This is a genomic window from Pseudomonas frederiksbergensis (genome assembly GCF_003732665.1).
Classification (GTDB): Bacteria; Pseudomonadota; Gammaproteobacteria; order Pseudomonadales; family Pseudomonadaceae; genus Aquipseudomonas; species Aquipseudomonas frederiksbergensis_G.
Genome location: NZ_MOBP01000012.1, coordinates 17,984 through 33,520, shown reverse-complemented (window position 1 = coordinate 33,520; position 15,537 = coordinate 17,984). Strand labels below are relative to the sequence as shown.

14 protein-coding genes and 1 tRNA gene are annotated in these 15,537 nt (G+C 58.3%); 7 read left to right on the top strand and 8 right to left on the bottom strand.

From position 1 onward, the window contains the following. Positions 1 to 25 precede the first annotated feature (25 nt). The 6 genes from tssB to BK665_RS17875 form a co-directional block, all read right to left on the bottom strand. The gene (gene tssB / locus BK665_RS17905; protein ID WP_123407757.1) at positions 26 to 529 is read right to left on the bottom strand and encodes a type VI secretion system contractile sheath small subunit; all 504 of its coding nucleotides are present in this window, start codon (positions 527 to 529) and stop codon (positions 26 to 28) included. Positions 530 to 1,579: 1,050 nt separating this feature from the next. Beyond that, positions 1,580 to 1,655, bottom strand: a tRNA-Gly gene (locus BK665_RS17895). Positions 1,656 to 1,718: 63 nt separating this feature from the next. Continuing rightward, a complete protein-coding gene (pgsA, locus tag BK665_RS17890; protein WP_054046593.1) occupies positions 1,719 to 2,279 on the bottom strand; it encodes a CDP-diacylglycerol--glycerol-3-phosphate 3-phosphatidyltransferase in 561 nt (186 codons plus the stop codon). A gap of 32 nt (positions 2,280 to 2,311) precedes the next feature. Continuing rightward, positions 2,312 to 4,135, bottom strand: coding sequence for an excinuclease ABC subunit UvrC (uvrC, locus tag BK665_RS17885; RefSeq protein WP_123407753.1), 1,824 nt, complete (start codon positions 4,133 to 4,135; stop codon positions 2,312 to 2,314). A gap of 2 nt (positions 4,136 to 4,137) precedes the next feature. Beyond that, positions 4,138 to 4,779: a response regulator transcription factor GacA gene (gene gacA, locus BK665_RS17880; protein ID WP_082356623.1), complete on the bottom strand. Its 642-nt coding sequence runs from the start codon at positions 4,777 to 4,779 to the stop codon at positions 4,138 to 4,140. Between the two features lie 127 nt (positions 4,780 to 4,906). Next, entirely contained in the window at positions 4,907 to 5,350 is a 444-nt protein-coding gene (locus tag BK665_RS17875; protein ID WP_123407751.1) for a GNAT family N-acetyltransferase, read from the bottom strand. 626 nt (positions 5,351 to 5,976) lie between these two features. On the opposite strand from BK665_RS17875, the gene BK665_RS17870 reads away from it, so the two are divergent. Further along, positions 5,977 to 7,053 carry a 3-deoxy-7-phosphoheptulonate synthase gene (locus BK665_RS17870; protein WP_123407749.1) on the top strand — a complete coding sequence of 359 codons (1,077 nt, stop codon included), beginning with the start codon at positions 5,977 to 5,979 and terminating at the stop codon, positions 7,051 to 7,053. A gap of 52 nt (positions 7,054 to 7,105) precedes the next feature. Here BK665_RS17870 and BK665_RS17865 read toward each other — a convergent pair whose 3' ends face one another. Both BK665_RS17865 and BK665_RS34480 read right to left on the bottom strand, forming a co-directional pair. Then, positions 7,106 to 8,149 carry a hypothetical protein gene (locus tag BK665_RS17865; protein ID WP_123407748.1) on the bottom strand — a complete coding sequence of 348 codons (1,044 nt, stop codon included), beginning with the start codon at positions 8,147 to 8,149 and terminating at the stop codon, positions 7,106 to 7,108. 150 nt (positions 8,150 to 8,299) lie between these two features. Continuing rightward, positions 8,300 to 8,605 carry a hypothetical protein gene (locus tag BK665_RS34480; RefSeq protein WP_185076591.1) on the bottom strand — a complete coding sequence of 102 codons (306 nt, stop codon included), beginning with the start codon at positions 8,603 to 8,605 and terminating at the stop codon, positions 8,300 to 8,302. Here BK665_RS34480 and BK665_RS17860 point away from each other — a divergent pair. From BK665_RS17860 to BK665_RS17835, 6 genes are all read left to right on the top strand, one after another. Beyond that, entirely contained in the window at positions 8,489 to 9,370 is an 882-nt protein-coding gene (locus BK665_RS17860; protein WP_123407746.1) for an esterase/lipase family protein, read from the top strand. The genes BK665_RS34480 and BK665_RS17860 overlap by 117 nt on opposite strands. Positions 9,371 to 9,492: 122 nt before the next feature. Continuing rightward, on the top strand, positions 9,493 to 9,774 hold the full coding sequence (locus tag BK665_RS17855; protein ID WP_123407745.1) for a peptidylprolyl isomerase: 282 nt from the start codon (positions 9,493 to 9,495) through the stop codon (positions 9,772 to 9,774). Between the two features lie 136 nt (positions 9,775 to 9,910). Further along, entirely contained in the window at positions 9,911 to 11,779 is a 1,869-nt protein-coding gene (locus BK665_RS17850) for an extracellular solute-binding protein (RefSeq protein ID WP_123407744.1), read from the top strand. After that, positions 11,779 to 12,840, top strand: a complete 1,062-nt coding sequence (locus BK665_RS17845; RefSeq protein WP_123407743.1) for a microcin C ABC transporter permease YejB — start codon at positions 11,779 to 11,781, stop codon at positions 12,838 to 12,840. Before BK665_RS17850 ends, BK665_RS17845 begins: the two co-directional genes overlap by 1 nt. Further along, positions 12,840 to 13,862, top strand: coding sequence for an ABC transporter permease (locus tag BK665_RS17840; RefSeq protein WP_123407742.1), 1,023 nt, complete (start codon positions 12,840 to 12,842; stop codon positions 13,860 to 13,862). Before BK665_RS17845 ends, BK665_RS17840 begins: the two co-directional genes overlap by 1 nt. A gap of 14 nt (positions 13,863 to 13,876) precedes the next feature. Next, positions 13,877 to 15,451, top strand: a complete 1,575-nt coding sequence (locus BK665_RS17835) for an ABC transporter ATP-binding protein (protein WP_123407741.1) — start codon at positions 13,877 to 13,879, stop codon at positions 15,449 to 15,451. The last annotated feature ends 86 nt before the right edge of the window (positions 15,452 to 15,537 follow it).

Sequence of the window (15,537 nt, the reverse complement as noted above, 5' to 3'; positions counted from 1 at the left end):
TTTCTCTTGATGCTACTGGTATGAATTAACGTTCTTGTTTGGGAGCCAATGCGGCCAACTCAGCTCGCAGTTCGTCACTGAGCGCGTCATCCTTGAGGATGCGCTCCAGCTCATGACGGAAGGTCACGTTATCCAGCAGGTTCGACTTGAGATCACGCAACAGATTGCGCATCGCCAACAAGGCGCGCAGCTGCGGAACCTGCCGCGCCACTTGCTCGGGCTCGAAATCCTTCATGCTCTGGAAATTCAGCTCGACCGAGATATCAGACACGTTATCGGTCAAAGTGTTATTGACATCGAACTTTACCCTTGGCGCAAATTCGCCAAGGACGCTGTCAAAGTTATTCTTATTGATGTCAATCTTGTTTCGCTCGGAAAGTGGACGCTGTTCTTTCCCGTTGCTGTAGTTACCCAGCACCATCAGTTTCAGCGGCAACTCGACTTGTTTCTGAGCGCCTCCGGTATGCAGATCAAGTTTGATATTGACCCGTGCCTTAGGCACCTCATTTTGGAAGCTGTTTGAAGCCATAATCCCTCCCCAGGCATTTATCGCAGAGAATATTGTGCGGCAACGCCTCCAACTGGCTCATTAGAGAGTTCAGCAACCGCAGCACGTGAGTTTCACTTTTTAGTTTAGGGAACATAAAACACTTACAAGAGGAGCGTTATGTCCTTGCGCACCACGATGGATTATTAACTGAGTAATTCAAATGATTTTCGTCTGCCCAAAACTACGAAAGGGAAATTTCGACAGCGCTGCAGGGATGTTTCCTACAAGTCAGATTATTAACTATCAAGCAATCATGGCTGACAGAAGTTTTCTGGTCAGGTTCGGACGCATCCGAGCTTCTCGTGATGCTTTGCGCAGCCGAATTCGATGGTGAATCTTTCAAGAAGAAGTGACGAAACAGAGAGCAGCATATTCTGTAGGAAAATAGACAGATACGTGTAAGCAACATCTTCGGTATCGGTCGTGAATGAATGTTTAGTCAGGGGTTGAATCACATTTGTTTAAAATGACTTCTGATCGCATGGAGCGATGATTTGAAAGGGAGAATGACTCAATCATGGTCAAAGGGATGGACGACTCGCGAGACGCTGAACCGGCTTTCAGTATGCGTCGACATAATCGTCGTACCTCTGGACAACGGTTGCGACGGTTGCTTCATGAGTACGGTATTACACCAATAGGTATCGCAGAATTCCTTGGGGTCAGGCCTGCATGTGTCACCAACTGGTTTGTGCGCGGGATTCCCCGACAGCGCATGAATACGATTGCACATTTGCTGAGTGTCAATGTGGATTGGCTATCGACTGGTGACGGGCTTGATCAATGTATTGGGCTATTGCGAAAATCGATCGATTACGGACAGGAGAGTTGTTCGATTCAAAGCACCTGATGCTCGTCTGGCGACATGAAAGGATCCAGCAACGATACGAATTCGAGCCTGTCCTGAAAAGAGACTTAAATGTACCGGCTTCTACTGGATTTCAATGGTTTCCGCAGAAACGAAAAAAGACGCCGAAGCGTCTATTTCGCTAATCCCCAGCGTCCAGTGGACATCTGTGGATCAATATTTGGAGCGGGAAACGAGACTCGAACTCGCGACCCCGACCTTGGCAAGGTCGTGCTCTACCAACTGAGCTATTCCCGCGTCTTGGTGTGGCGCATTCTATAGAATCCAGAAGCCCCGTCAACCCTTTGATTCAAAAAAGTTTTATTTCTTTTCTACGTCGGTCTTCAGATGCGGCCAGGCAGCCCGCAGATATTGGACCATGGACCACAATGTCAGGCCTGCCGACACCAGCAACAAGGCGTAACCCACCAGTACCCAGAACGTGAAGTCCGAGGGGTTGGCCAGCAGGATCACCAGCGCGAGCATTTGCGCGGCGGTTTTCCATTTGCCCAGGTTCGACACAGCGACGTGAGCGCGGGCGCCGAGTTCGGCCATCCACTCTCGCAATGCCGAGACGACAATCTCGCGACCAATAATGACCGCGGCCGGCAGCGTGAGCCACAGGTTGCCGTGTTCTTGCACAAGCAGCACCAGAGCGACGGCGACCATCAGCTTGTCGGCCACCGGATCGAGGAAAGCCCCGAACGGTGTGCTTTGTTCCAGACGGCGGGCCAGGTATCCGTCGAGCCAGTCAGTGGCGGCGGCGAATGCGAAGACCGAACTGGAGGCCAGGTAGCTCCATTGATAAGGCAGATAGAACAGTAAAATGAAGATCGGGATGAGCAGGACGCGTAGAACGGTAATCAGATTAGGGATATTCATCGGCACAACTGGCTACGAGGTGAATTGGCATTCTACTCGCTGTGTAGATTTGCATAAATCGACTCAGCGAGCTTTTTACTGATCCCGGGTGCTTTGGCGATCTCTTCGATGCTGGCACGAGACAGCTCCTGCAATCCACCAAAATGTTTCAACAAATCGCGCCGACGTGTCGGCCCGACGCCCGCAACGCCTTCCAGCGTGGACGTTCGACGGGTTTTGCCGCGCCGTGCCCGGTGCCCGGTAATGGCGAAACGGTGAGCTTCGTCGCGAATCTGCTGGATCAAATGCAACGCGGGGGAATCACCGCGTAACGTGAATTCGTGTGCAGCATCATTCAAGTACAGGGTTTCGAAACCGGCCTTGCGCGTCGCGCCCTTGGCCACGCCCAACAGAATCAGGTCAGGCACCGCCAGTTCGTTGAGTACGTCGCGAGCCATGGACAACTGACCTTTGCCACCGTCCACCAGCAGGATGTCCGGCAGCTTGCCCTCGCCTTCCTTCAACTTGCTGAAGCGTCGGGTCAAGGCCTGGTGCATCGCCGCGTAGTCGTCGCCCGGCGTCACGCCTTCGATGTTGTAACGACGGTAGTCCGACTTGATCGGGCCTTCAGGACCAAACACCACGCAGGACGCCACAGTAGCTTCACCGCTGGAGTGACTGATGTCGTAACACTCGAGGCGCTGCGGCGGCTCATCCAGGTTCAGCACCTCGGCCAGCGCATCGAAACGCGCCGCGACGTGCTGACGGTTGGCCAGCCGCGCGCCCAAGGCCTGCTCGGCATTGGTGACTGCGAGCTGTTGCCAGCGCGCGCGCGTGCCACGTACCCGATGACTGATGGACAGTTCACGACCGCGCAGCTCGTGGATAGCCTCGATCAGCACCGGGAAATCCTCATGGACTACGTTGACGATCAGCTCGCTCGGCAAGTCCCGCTCGGGACTGCTGATGAAGTACTGGCCCAAAAACGCGGCCATGACCTCGGAAACGTCTTCCTCAATGCCGACCTGCGGGAAGAAATTCTTGCTGCCCAACACCCGGCCACCGCGCACGCTGATCAGGTGGACACAGGCGCCGCCCGGGTTGATGAACGCGGCAATCACATCGATATCGCCCGTCCCGCCTTCCATGCTCTGCTGGTCCTGAACCCGGCGCAGCAACGAAATCTGGTCACGCAGTTCAGCGGCGCGCTCGAACTCGAGGTTAATCGCCGCCTCCTCCATGCCGGCGGACAACTCGTCCGTCAGCGCGTTGCTGCGGCCCTCGAGGAACATCACCGAATGTCGCACGTCCTCGGCATACACCTGCGGCTCCACCAGCCCGACACACGGCGCCTTGCAGCGCTTGATCTGGTATTGCAGGCAAGGTCGGGTGCGGTTTTTGTAGTAACTGTCTTCACACTGACGAACGAAAAAGGTCTTTTGTAGCAGGCTCAGGCTTTCACGGATGGCGCCTGCGCTGGGATAAGGCCCGAAATACTTGCCCTTGGCCTTCTTCGCCCCGCGATGAATGCTCAGCCGTGGGAACTGGCCATCCGAGAGAAAGACATAAGGATAGGATTTGTCGTCGCGCAGCAGGATGTTGTACGGCGGGCGCCATTCCTTGATCAACGTCTGCTCAAGTAGCAGGGCTTCGGTTTCGTTGGACGTGATCGTGGTTTCGACCTGGGCGATACGGCCGACCAGCGCAGCAGTCTTGGGCGCCAGGCCGGTTTTGCGGAAGTAACTCGCCAGGCGCTTCTTGAGATTCTTGGCCTTGCCGACATAAAGCAGGCGCGCGTCGCTGTCGAACATGCGATAGACGCCGGGGCGTCCGCTCACTGTCGACAGAAAGGCACTCGGATCGAAGACTTCAGTCATTTTCAGAGATTGGCATCAACCATGCCGTGACGGACCGCCAACAGTGTCAGCTCGACATCGCTGCTGATCGAAAGCTTCTCGAAAATGCGGTATCGGTAGGTATTCACGGTTTTCGGTGACAGGCAAAGTTTGTCGGAAATGATCTGGACCTTCTGGCAGCCGACAATCATCAAGGCGATCTGGATCTCGCGCTCCGACAAGGCGTCGAACGGCGAATCGTTGGTCGGCTGGAACGACTTGATCGCCAGTTGCTGGGCGATTTGCGGGCTGATGTAGCGTTGTCCGGCAAATACCAGGCGAATGGCCTGGACCATTTCCGGCAAACCTGCGCCCTTGGTCAGATAACCCGCCGCCCCGGCCTGCAACAGCCGTGTTGGAAACGGGTCCTCTTCGCACACAGTCACCGCGACGACTTTGATGTCCGGATGACTGCGCAGCAGTTTACGCGTGGCTTCAAGACCGCCGATCCCGGGCATCTTGACGTCCATCAGTACCACATCGGGCTTCAACTCACGCGCCTTGAGCAGGGACTCCTCCCCTGACTCGGCCTGGCCGACTACTTGCAGGCCATCGATGTCAGCCAGCATTCGTGTAATGCCTGTACGAACGAGATCATGGTCATCGACTACTAGCACCCTAATCAAGCAGACACCTCGCGATATGGTCGTATGGGGTTGCCGAACACCTTAGCAAAAAGCGACTGGCAGACCTAGCGGCAAGCATCATATAAAAAGTTTCCATTCATCTTTCAAGGCTTGCCCTCTGTGTGTTTCAGCGACGAAGGACATCGATTGGGCGCTGCATTCTCAGGAAAAACTCGTCCTCACCGACCACCTCCAGCCCCATTCGCTCATACAACGCCTGCGCCGGATTATTTTTGAAGACGGTCAGGCGCAATGCAGGTCGTCGCTCCTCCCGGGCCAGCGCCAATACCTGATCGATCGCCCAGGAACCGGCGCCCTGCCCCCGGAACGCTTCAATGATGTGCAGTTCACGGATATACAGGGCCTTGGCATCACGGCTCAGGCTGACAAAACCCACCGGGACTTCGCCCTGCACGATCAGCCGGTTTTCCCGCCCCGCCCACGCCACGTCGAAAGCCTCGTCCAGCCACAACAGGTCGTACTGAATGTAGTAGCGCAGCATGTTTTGACAGGTCAGCTCGCGGGCGAACTCCAGATCCCCGGATGTCGCCGCCCTTAATTCGAACACCATTCAACACTCCAAAACGTCATTGTTCCTGGCGAGCGCCAAGTGTGTCACACCCCCTTCTGGCGCCTAGGCGATAGAAAACGCCGTCGGTGCCCGATAGCATTTTCTGATTGAATCCGCCCACTGCCCTCTAGTAAGCTCGGCGCATTCATTGGAGACAGACCATGTTCAACGCCCACTCACAGCTTCGTACCGTCAGCGCCCTGCGCTCGATGGCGGCTGTCCGGGCGAATGACGCTTGTGCTCCGGTCAGCTTTTATTTTGGGTATTGGTTTAGCCACTGGCGCGCCTGATACCCACACGGCGCCCACATTAAACGGGTCGCCACCAGAGAATTCTCAACCTCCGGTCGGCCTCCCGACCGGGGGTTTTGTTTTTTCAGCCCCCATACTTTCAGCAACACACCAGACAACTTGAGGATCCACACCATGAACTACGCCACTTATTACCGTTACGACAGTTTTACCGCCTGGCGATTTACCAGCCTCCGCTCGGGACAGCCTGCCGCCTCCGATCGGTCACCCACAGGTGGCAAGCACACACACGCAGCCAATCCGGCCAATTGTCGAACACCCCAGTAGGGCCGAGCACGCGGGAACGCACCCGCAGCCAGCCCAGGAAGCCTGAATATGAACTCGTCCGTCTCTGCTTTGCCACTGTCCACCTTGAGCCCGGCCAATGAAGCGCTGACCCAGCGTCTGCCCAGCTCATTGCAACTCAAGCAGCAATTGCCACTCAACAACGCACTGACCCAGCAAGTCGCCGCCCACCGCGAAGCCGTCCGCGCGATCCTCAACGGCGAAGACTCCCGCCTGCTGGTCATCGTCGGCCCCTGCTCCATTCACGACCCTCGATCCGCCCTCGAATACGCAACCAACCTGGCCCGCCTCGCCGCGCAAGTCAGCGATCAAATGCTCCTGGTGATGCGCGCCTATGTCGAAAAACCCCGCACCACGGTGGGCTGGAAAGGCCTGGCCTACGATCCACAACTGGACGGCAGCGATGACATGGCCGGCGGTTTGACCCTTTCCCGCGAACTGATGCGCGAAATGCTTCGCCTTGGCTTGCCGATTGCCACCGAACTGCTGCAACCGATGGCTGCCGGCTACTTCGACGACTTGCTCAGTTGGGTCGCCATCGGTGCGCGCACCACCGAATCACAGATTCATCGTGAAATGGCCAGCGGCCTGAACATGCCCGTAGGCTTCAAGAACGGCACCGATGGCGGTGTCACCGTTGCCAGTGACGCCATGCGCTCGGCCGCTCACCCTCATCGGCATTTCGGCGTCGATAGCCAGGGTCACCCTGCAATCATCCAGACCCCCGGCAATCCTGACACCCACCTTGTGTTACGGGGCGGGCACCAGGGGCCGAACTACGACCGCGACAGCGTTGCGCGAATCAACCGCGACCTGACCAAACTGAAGATTCCGACACGGATCATGGTCGACTGCAGCCACGCCAACAGCGGCAAAGACCCATTGCGTCAACCCGCAGTGTTCAATGACGTGCTTGAACAGCGTCTGCAAGGTGATCGTTCGCTGATCGGCATGATGATTGAAAGTCATCTGTTTGAGGGCTGCCAACCGTTGAGTTCGTCCTTGCAGTACGGCGTATCGGTAACCGATGGCTGCCTCGGCTGGATCGGGACGGAGCAATTGCTGCGCGAAGCCGCTGATCGACTCCGCACACAGCAACCGGCATGACCCGCACGCCCTTCCAGTCCTCAAATCGAGGATTGGAAGGCTCTGCATCGACCTACTCCTGCACCTGCACCAGAACGACATCTGACAGCTGACTCACATCATCGAGACGTTCTACGGAATAACTGACGCGGACCGTCTCGCCCTGGTGCTCTCTCCAGAACCGGTAAGGCACGATAAACACCAGCGGTTCACCGGCCATCTCCCGGGAAATGTCCCGCTCATCCCGATGACTGAAGTGAACACCATCACACTTCAGATATACCAACTCCCCCTCTTCGGTCCGGGCATCGTCAATCACGATGGTGACACCGTCGATCGAGTCCTGCAGGTCCAACCAACCTTCTTCAGCCTCCAGTACCACGGGGGCCAGCAGCGGAGCACGCTCCAGGGGGCCGATGGACAATGTCAGAGGCTCGGAGTAATGCGGCGCCTGCCCATGCTGCTCGATGCAATAGGTAATGGTCACCGTCGATCCGAGGGCTGGCGCGATAAATTCAGGATCCACCCAGAACGACAGTTCCTGTCCCACCGCAAAGGCTTCGATATTCAGCCGATCGTTGAAGCTCGTTTCAGCAGTCTTGCCTTCCCAGAACAACAGTACCCGGTCACCCGCAGCCATCCGCGCATAAGGTCGAATCGTTACCCGCGCCCCCTCCGTCACCCGGTCCGGGTCAAGCGTACCGCCCACGGCCTCGTTCACGATCAGTGGCATTAACGCGGTGTGAGTATCGCCAATGTTCAGGTGTAAACGCCCGGACTGCATGGATTCGGGTAAATAACGACTGGTGAGCGTGTAGTAAACGTCCAGCGAACCGCCATCCAGTGCGCTGATGTGCGCACTGCCGATCGTAAAGACAACCTCGCTGCCGACCTGCCTCTGACTGACGAAACGCAACGCTTCGTGCCGATACGCCTGTCCTTCCACATCAAGACCAGACCAGTGCAGCACCAACCTGTCTCCGCTCGCCATGCCGGGATAGGGCAAGATCTTGACTACCGCCTTCTGGCAGGCCGGATCGAGAACAGCGTTATCGGCCTGCATCAACTGTGGGGCTGCCAGCGCCGGTTTTCCTGCATCTACTTCATATTTGCTCATTCATTGACTCCATTCCTTGGAAAGACACGCCGCCCTGCAGGCCGGCATCGAACAGCGCCTATTTAATCCCATCGCGCTGATCGGCGATGTCAGGCGATCCCCACAGATGACGTCGACAAATCTGCGGACCCGGTAGGCCGTTGGTGAGAATCACTCCTGACTGCGCAAAAAGATGTCGAAATATTCCGACGCAGGCTTCACCCAGATCCGAATTTTCGTACTTTTTCTATACCGTTTTCCTTCAATTACAGCGTCTTTTTCAGACATCGCCTGGCTGCCGGAGTGTTTTAGAGTGGAGCCCTGCGCACAACCACGAACTTCTGCGAAAAAGGTACGAACATGCAACGGAATGCGACAACTCAACACCCGATCCTGCTGGTCCATGGACTCTTTGGCTTCGACCGTATCGGCAAGTTCGAACTGTTCCATGACGTCAAGCAGGCCCTTAGAAGCCATGGGGCAAGAGTCTTTGTTCCTCACCTGTCAGCCACCCATAGCAATGAAGTGCGCGGCGACCAGTTGCTGACCCAGATCGAGCGGGTACTGGAGGGCACCGGCGCGAGCAAGGTCAACCTGATCGGCCACAGCCAGGGGGCGCTGGCCGCACGTTACGCGGCGGCCGTCGAGCCAGACCTGGTGGCGTCGGTGACGTCCGTCAGCGGACCGAACCACGGCTCGGAGCTGGCGGATTTTTTGCGCAGGGCCCTTACCCCGGGGCGTTTGCCGGAGCATGTGGCGAGGAAAGTCGCGACCCTGTTTGCGGATTTCCTGTCATTGTTGAGCGGCAATCTGAACCTGCCGCAAAACGCTATTGCGGCGCTCAATGCACTGACCACCGAAGGCGTCGGCGTTTTCAACGACAAATACCCTCAGGGCCTGCCAACAACCTGGGGCGGCAAGGGGCGGGAGGTGGTCAACGGCGTGCGGTATTACTCCTGGAGCGGCACCTTGCAAGGGACCGTCCTGGATGAAGGGCTCAACGCACTGGACCCGACCCACGTCTTCTGCCGGGCGTTTTCTGAATATTTCATCACTGAAGCCGAGCAAAACGATGGGTTGGTGGGGCGATTCAGCTCCCACTTGGGCAAAGTGATCCGCTCCGACTATCCGATGGACCACTTGGACAGTCTCAGCCAGACCACCGGGCGCGGGCGCAAAGGCGTCAACCCGATCGAGTTGTACGTCCTACACGCCGAGCGCTTGAGAAATGCGGGCCTTTAAAGCCTTCCTTTTATGCGGATGCGCCGTTGCCCGCCCTGCTTGAGATGGAACTTTGAGAAGAAATAGGTCACTGAATCCGGTAGGCTCAGCACTTTACTGAACATTGAAAGGAGAATTTTCCCATGGCTAAAGCCACTGCCCGTCACATCCTTGTTGCCAGCGAAGCCAAGTGCAACGAACTCAAGGCCCAGATTGAAGGCGGCGCTGATTTCGCCGAAGTTGCAAAGGCCAACTCCACTTGCCCGTCCAGCCGTCAGGGCGGTGACCTGGGTTCGTTCGGCCCGGGCCAGATGGTCAAGGAATTCGACACCGTGGTCTTCAGCGCGCCAATCAACGTCGTCCAAGGCCCGGTCAAAACCCAGTTCGGTTATCACCTGCTGGAAGTCACCAACCGCCAGGATTAATCTGACGCCTGTGTGTTCTGCGCAACGGCCCGCCTTTTGGTGGGCCGTTGTGTTTTGGTTACGTGTTTCGACTGGCGACTGACGCGCCGCTAGCGTACAAATTGTGGTTATCGATCACCCGGCTCTAAGGCTGACAATGCGACTGGCTTTCCCCACTTTGATATTCACTGCCGTGGCCCTGCTGCTGAGTGCCGCTGGTGTGAATGCAGCACCGCAACACGCATTGACCGTGTATGGCGAACCGGCGAAATACCCCGCTGGCTTCAGTCATTTCGCCTATACCAACCCGCAAGCCCCCAAGGGCGGCACCATGCGCCGCTCGGCCATCGAGATCGGCCACTTCGATCACATCCTGCCTTATATCGACAAAGGCATTGGTGTGACCCAGATTGATGGCCTGCTCTATTCGCCGCTGGCCCAGCGTTCGCAGGATGAGCCTTACACGGTGTACGGCCTGGTGGCGCAGACGATGGAGCGCTCCGAAGATGGGTTGTCCCTGCGTTTCAACTTGAACCCCAAGGCGCGTTTCGCCGATGGCACGCCGATCACGGCCGAAGACGTGCGCTACACCTACGACCTGCTGATGACCCAGGGCAGCCTGCGCTATCGCACCCAGTTCGCCGACGTCAAAGGCGTCGAAATCGAGTCGCCCCTGACCATCCGGTTCGACTTCAAGAGCAACGAAAACCGCACCCTGCCCCTGGATATCGCGACCTTGCCGGTCTTCCCCGAGCATTGGTGGAAAACCCGCGACTTCGCCAACGGCGGTGGGTACGAGGCACCGCTGGGCAGCGGCCCATATCGGGTCGGCAAAGTCGATTCCGGGCGCAGCATCACCTTCGAGCGCAACGCCGACTGGTGGGGCAAGGACCTTGCCGTCAGTCGCGGCCTGTATAACTTCGATCATTTCAGCATCGAGTACTTCGGCGATACCGACGTAGCCCGCCAAGTGCTGCGCGGTGGCGCCTACGACTACAACCGTGAATTCTCCGCCACCGGTTATTCCATCGGCTACGAAGGTCCGGCCCTGAGCGACGGTCGTCTGCAAAAGGCCCATCTGGCTACCGAAGCCCCGCAAACGGCACAGGGTTTCGTCTTCAACCTGCAAAACCCGATATTTCAGGACCGTCGTGTGCGCCAGGCCCTGGCCATGCTTTGGGATTTCGAGTGGAGCAACCGGCAGATGATGCGCGACCTGTACATCCGTCAGCAGAGCTTCTTTTCCAATACCGACCTCGCCGCACGAGAGCTGCCGGATGCCGCCGAGCGGGCGATTCTGGAACCCCTTCGCGGACAGATACCCGACGAAGTGTTCACCAAGGTTTTCGAAGCACCGAAGACCGATGGCAGCGGCGTGATCCGCGACAAACAGTTGCAGGCCCTGGACCTGCTCGAACAGGCCGGCTGGAAACCCGACGGCGATCAACTGGTGAATGCCCAGGGCGAGCCGCTGAGCTTTACCTTCCTCACCAGCCAGAACGGTATCGACCGGCTGCTGCTGCCGTATAAACGCACGCTGAAACAGATCGGTATCGATCTCAATATCCGCCGCATCGACTCGTCCCAGTACGTCAACCGCCTGATGTCCCGGGACTACGACATGGTCATCACCGGCTACCCGGTGACCACCTCCCCCGGTGGCGAACTGGTCAACTATTTCGGCTCAGCCTCGGCCAACGACCCCGGCGCCAACAACTACATGGTGCTGAAGAACCCGGCGGTAGATACGCTGGTCAGCGGCCTGATCCGCGCCAACACCCAGGCCGACATGCTGCGCTACGCCCACGCCCTGGACCGGGTGCTGCAATGGAACTACTACTGGATTCCCAACTATTACCCGCCAGGAAGCTCGACTGTGTGGTGGAACCGCTTTGGCATTCCCAGTGTGCAAGCCAGCAATGACGAAGCCATCGAGAGTTGGTGGGAAGTGAGCTCCACGCCCCTGACCAACGAGCAGATGACCGCCGAACTGATCAAGCGCGGCAAATCCGGAGGGCCGCACTGATGTGGGCTTACATACTGCGGCGTTTGCTGCTGATCATCCCCACGCTGGTGATCATTCTTCTGGTCAACTTCGTCATCGTCCAGGCCGCGCCCGGCGGGCCGGTGGAACAGGCGATCGCGCACCTGCAAGGCATTGGCGGCGCGACGGTCGGCGGCGGTTCAAGCGAGACCATGCACGGCAGTTCCCGGGCCAGCCGTGGCCTCGACCCGCAACTGATCAAAGAAATCGAAAAACAATACGGCTTCGACAAACCGGCGCCGGAACGCCTGTGGCTGATGCTCAAAAGCTACGCACGGCTGGATTTCGGCAAGAGTTTCTTCCGCGGCGCCACGGTGACCGACCTGATCCTGGAAAAAATGCCGGTGACCATTTCCCTCGGGCTCTGGGCGACGTTAATCACTTATCTGGTGTCGATCCCCCTGGGCATTCGCAAAGCCGTGCATCACGGCAGCCATTTCGACATCTGGAGCAGTACCGCGATCATCATCGGCTATGCGATGCCGGCGTTCCTGTTCGCCATGTTCCTGATTGTGGTGTTTGCCGGCGGTACGTCACTGAACTGGTTCCCGGTGCGCGGGCTGGTCTCGGACAACTTCGAATCGCTGTCGACCGTGGGCAAGATTGCCGATTACTTCTGGCACCTGGTATTGCCGGTCACTGCACTGGTGATCGGCGGGTTCGCCACCCTGACGATCCTGACCAAAAACTCTTTCCTCAATGAAATCACCCGCCAATACGTGGTCACCGCCCGGGCCAAAGGCTTGAGTGAACGCCGGGTGCTCTACGGCCATGTGTTTCGCAACGCGATGTTGCTGGTGGTGTCGGGGATTCCCCAGGCGTTTATCAGCGTGTTTTTCGCCGGATCGTTGCTGATCGAGGTGATTTTTTCCCTCGATGGCCTCGGCCGCATGAGCTACGAAGCGGCGGTGTCGCGGGACTATCCAGTGGTATTCGGTTCGTTGTTTATCTTCACCCTGTTTGGCCTGCTGATAAAACTGGTCGGTGACCTGTGCTACACCCTGGTCGACCCGCGTATCGACTTCGCCGCGAGGAATGCCTGATGTTCAAGCTCTCGCCCCTGGGCCGTCGCCGTTTCCAGCGTTTCAAGAAAAACCGCCGGGGCTGGTGGTCGTTGTGGTTGTTCATCGGCCTGTTCCTGCTGACCCTCGGCGGCGAACTGATTGCCAACGACAAGCCGCTGATCGTCAGTTACCAGGGCTCGTTGTATTTCCCGGCATTCAAGCGCCACACCGAGCAGGAATTCGGCGGGCAACTGCCGTTCCAGGCCGACTACCGCAGCGACTACGTACAGAAGCTGATCAAGAAAGACGGTGGCTGGCTGCTGTTCCCGCCGATCCCGTTCAGCGATGACACGCCCAACTACGACCTGAACAAACCGGCGCCGAGCCCACCGTCAAAGGTCAACTGGCTGGGCACTGACGATCAGGCCCGGGACGTGCTGGCCCGGGTGATTTTCGGCGCACGGGTGTCGATCCTGTTTGCCTTGATGCTGACCTTCGTCAGCGCGCTGATCGGCATTGCCGCCGGTGCCTTGCAAGGCTATTACGGCGGTTGGGTCGACCTGCTCGGCCAGCGTTTGCTGGAAGTCTGGTCGGGGCTGCCGGTGCTGTACCTGCTGATCATTCTGTCGGGGTTCGTCGAACCGAATTTCTGGTGGCTGCTGGGGATCATGGCGCTGTTTTCCTGGCTGGCCCTGGTGGACGTGGTGCGCGCCGAATTTCTGCGCGGGCGCAACCTGGAATACGTCAAGGCCGCCCGGGCCCTGGGCTTGAGCGACCGCAAAGTGATCGTGCGGCACATCCTGCCGAACGCCATGAACGCGACCTTGAGTTACCTGCCCTTTATCCTGACCGGGGCGATTTCCACCCTCACGGCATTGGACTTCCTCGGCTTCGGCATGCCGGCCGGCAGCGCCTCGCTGGGCGAGTTGATCGGCCAGGGCAAGCAGAACCTGCAAGCACCGTGGCTGGGGCTCACGGCGTTTTTCACCCTGGCACTGATTCTTTCTTTACTGGTGTTCATCGGCGAGGCGTTGCGCGATGCCTTCGACCCACGTTCATGAAGCGGACCGTTGATATGAGTGACAACCTGATCGAAATCCGCGACCTCAGCGTGGCCTTCAGTGGCCAGACCGTGGTGCGCAAGCTGTGCCTGGACATCCGTCCCGGCGAATGCCTGGCGCTGGTGGGCGAATCGGGTTCGGGCAAATCGGTGACGGCCCATTCGATCCTGCAACTGCTGCCCGAAGAAGGCACTGAAACCAGCGGCAGCATTCGTTATCGCGGCCAGGAACTGGTGGGTGCCGATACCAAGGTGTTACGCAAGTTGCGCGGCGACCGGATCGCGATGATTTTTCAGGAGCCGATGACCTCCCTGAATCCGCTGCACAGTATCGAAAAGCAAATCGGCGAAACCCTCCTTATTCATAAAGGGCTCGCAGGCAAGGGCGCACAGGCGCGGATTCTCGAACTGCTGGAACTGGTGGGTATCAAGAACCCCCAGGAACGGCTCAAGGCGTATCCCCATCAACTGTCTGGCGGCCAGCGACAACGGGTGATGATCGCCATGGCTCTGGCCTGTGAACCGGAGCTGCTGATCGCCGACGAACCCACCACCGCGCTGGATGTGACGGTGCAACGCAAGATTCTGCTGCTGCTCAAATCCCTGCAACAGCGCCTTGGCATGTCCCTGCTGTTGATCAGCCATGACCTCAACCTGGTGCGCAGCATTGCCCAGCGGGTATGTGTGATGAAGGCCGGGGAAATCGTCGAGCAGGCGCCTTGCGAGACGCTGTTTACCGAGCCGAAACATCCCTATAGCTGCGTGCTGCTGAACGCCGAACCTGAAGGTGAAGCCCTGCCCCGGGACGAGCGCGAGAATGTGCTGGAGGTGGACAACCTGCAGGTCAAGTTTGCCCTGGGTGGCGGGCTGTTCCAGCGCAAGACCTGGTTGCACGCGGTGGACGGCATCAGCCTGAACGTGCAGCGCGGCAAGACCCTGGGCATTGTTGGCGAGTCCGGCTCCGGCAAATCCACCCTGGGCCAGGCAATCCTGCGTCTGCTCGATTCCGAAGGCAGCATTCGCTTCCAGGGCGAAGCACTTGATGGCTTGACGCAAAAGCAACTGCGACCATGGCGCAAGAAGATGCAGGTGGTGTTCCAGGACCCCTTCGGCAGCTTGAGCCCACGGATGTCGGTGGCGCAGATCATCAGCGAAGGCCTTGAGGTGCATAGCCAGTTGACCGCCGAGCAATGCAAGGCCGAGGTGATCCGGGCGCTGGAAGAAGTCGGCCTCGACCCGCAAAGCCGTCACCGCTATCCCCACGAGTTTTCCGGCGGCCAGCGGCAACGTATTGCCATCGCCCGGGCGCTGGTGCTCAAGCCAGCGCTGATCCTGCTCGACGAACCGACTTCGGCCCTGGACCGCACCGTGCAAAAACAAGTGGTCGCCCTGCTCCGGGATCTCCAGGAAAAACATGGTCTGACCTACCTGTTTATCAGCCATGATCTGGCGGTGGTGCGCGCCCTGGCCCACGACATGATCGTGATCAAGGACGGCAAGGTGGTTGAAAGCGGCGCCAGCCATGACGTGTTCGACTCGCCGCAGCATCCGTATACCAGGGAGCTGCTGGCGGCGGCGCATCAGGCGTAGGCCTTGAAACCGAGGTGCGGCCTTCGCGAGCAAGCCCGTTCCCACATTTGAAATGCATTCCCCTGTGGGAGCGGGCTTGCTCGCGA

Excerpts from the sequence above, each read along its gene's own strand:
- BK665_RS17870 (WP_123407749.1), top strand. The coding sequence starts at position 5,977 with ATGAACTCGTCCGTCTCTGCTTTGCCACTGTCCACCTTGAGCCCGGCC.
- BK665_RS17860 (WP_123407746.1), top strand. The coding sequence starts at position 8,489 with ATGCAACGGAATGCGACAACTCAACACCCGATCCTGCTGGTCCATGGA.
- uvrC (WP_123407753.1), bottom strand. The coding sequence starts at position 4,135 with ATGACTGAAGTCTTCGATCCGAGTGCCTTTCTGTCGACAGTGAGCGGA.
- pgsA (WP_054046593.1), bottom strand. The coding sequence starts at position 2,279 with ATGAATATCCCTAATCTGATTACCGTTCTACGCGTCCTGCTCATCCCG.
- BK665_RS17855 (WP_123407745.1), top strand. The coding sequence starts at position 9,493 with ATGGCTAAAGCCACTGCCCGTCACATCCTTGTTGCCAGCGAAGCCAAG.
- BK665_RS34480 (WP_185076591.1), bottom strand. The coding sequence starts at position 8,605 with ATGGCTTCTAAGGGCCTGCTTGACGTCATGGAACAGTTCGAACTTGCC.
- BK665_RS17875 (WP_123407751.1), bottom strand. The coding sequence starts at position 5,350 with ATGGTGTTCGAATTAAGGGCGGCGACATCCGGGGATCTGGAGTTCGCC.
- BK665_RS17840 (WP_123407742.1), top strand. The coding sequence starts at position 12,840 with ATGTTCAAGCTCTCGCCCCTGGGCCGTCGCCGTTTCCAGCGTTTCAAG.
- BK665_RS17845 (WP_123407743.1), top strand. The coding sequence starts at position 11,779 with ATGTGGGCTTACATACTGCGGCGTTTGCTGCTGATCATCCCCACGCTG.
- tssB (WP_123407757.1), bottom strand. The coding sequence starts at position 529 with ATGGCTTCAAACAGCTTCCAAAATGAGGTGCCTAAGGCACGGGTCAAT.
- BK665_RS17835 (WP_123407741.1), top strand. The coding sequence starts at position 13,877 with ATGAGTGACAACCTGATCGAAATCCGCGACCTCAGCGTGGCCTTCAGT.
- BK665_RS17865 (WP_123407748.1), bottom strand. The coding sequence starts at position 8,149 with ATGAGCAAATATGAAGTAGATGCAGGAAAACCGGCGCTGGCAGCCCCA.
- BK665_RS17850 (WP_123407744.1), top strand. The coding sequence starts at position 9,911 with ATGCGACTGGCTTTCCCCACTTTGATATTCACTGCCGTGGCCCTGCTG.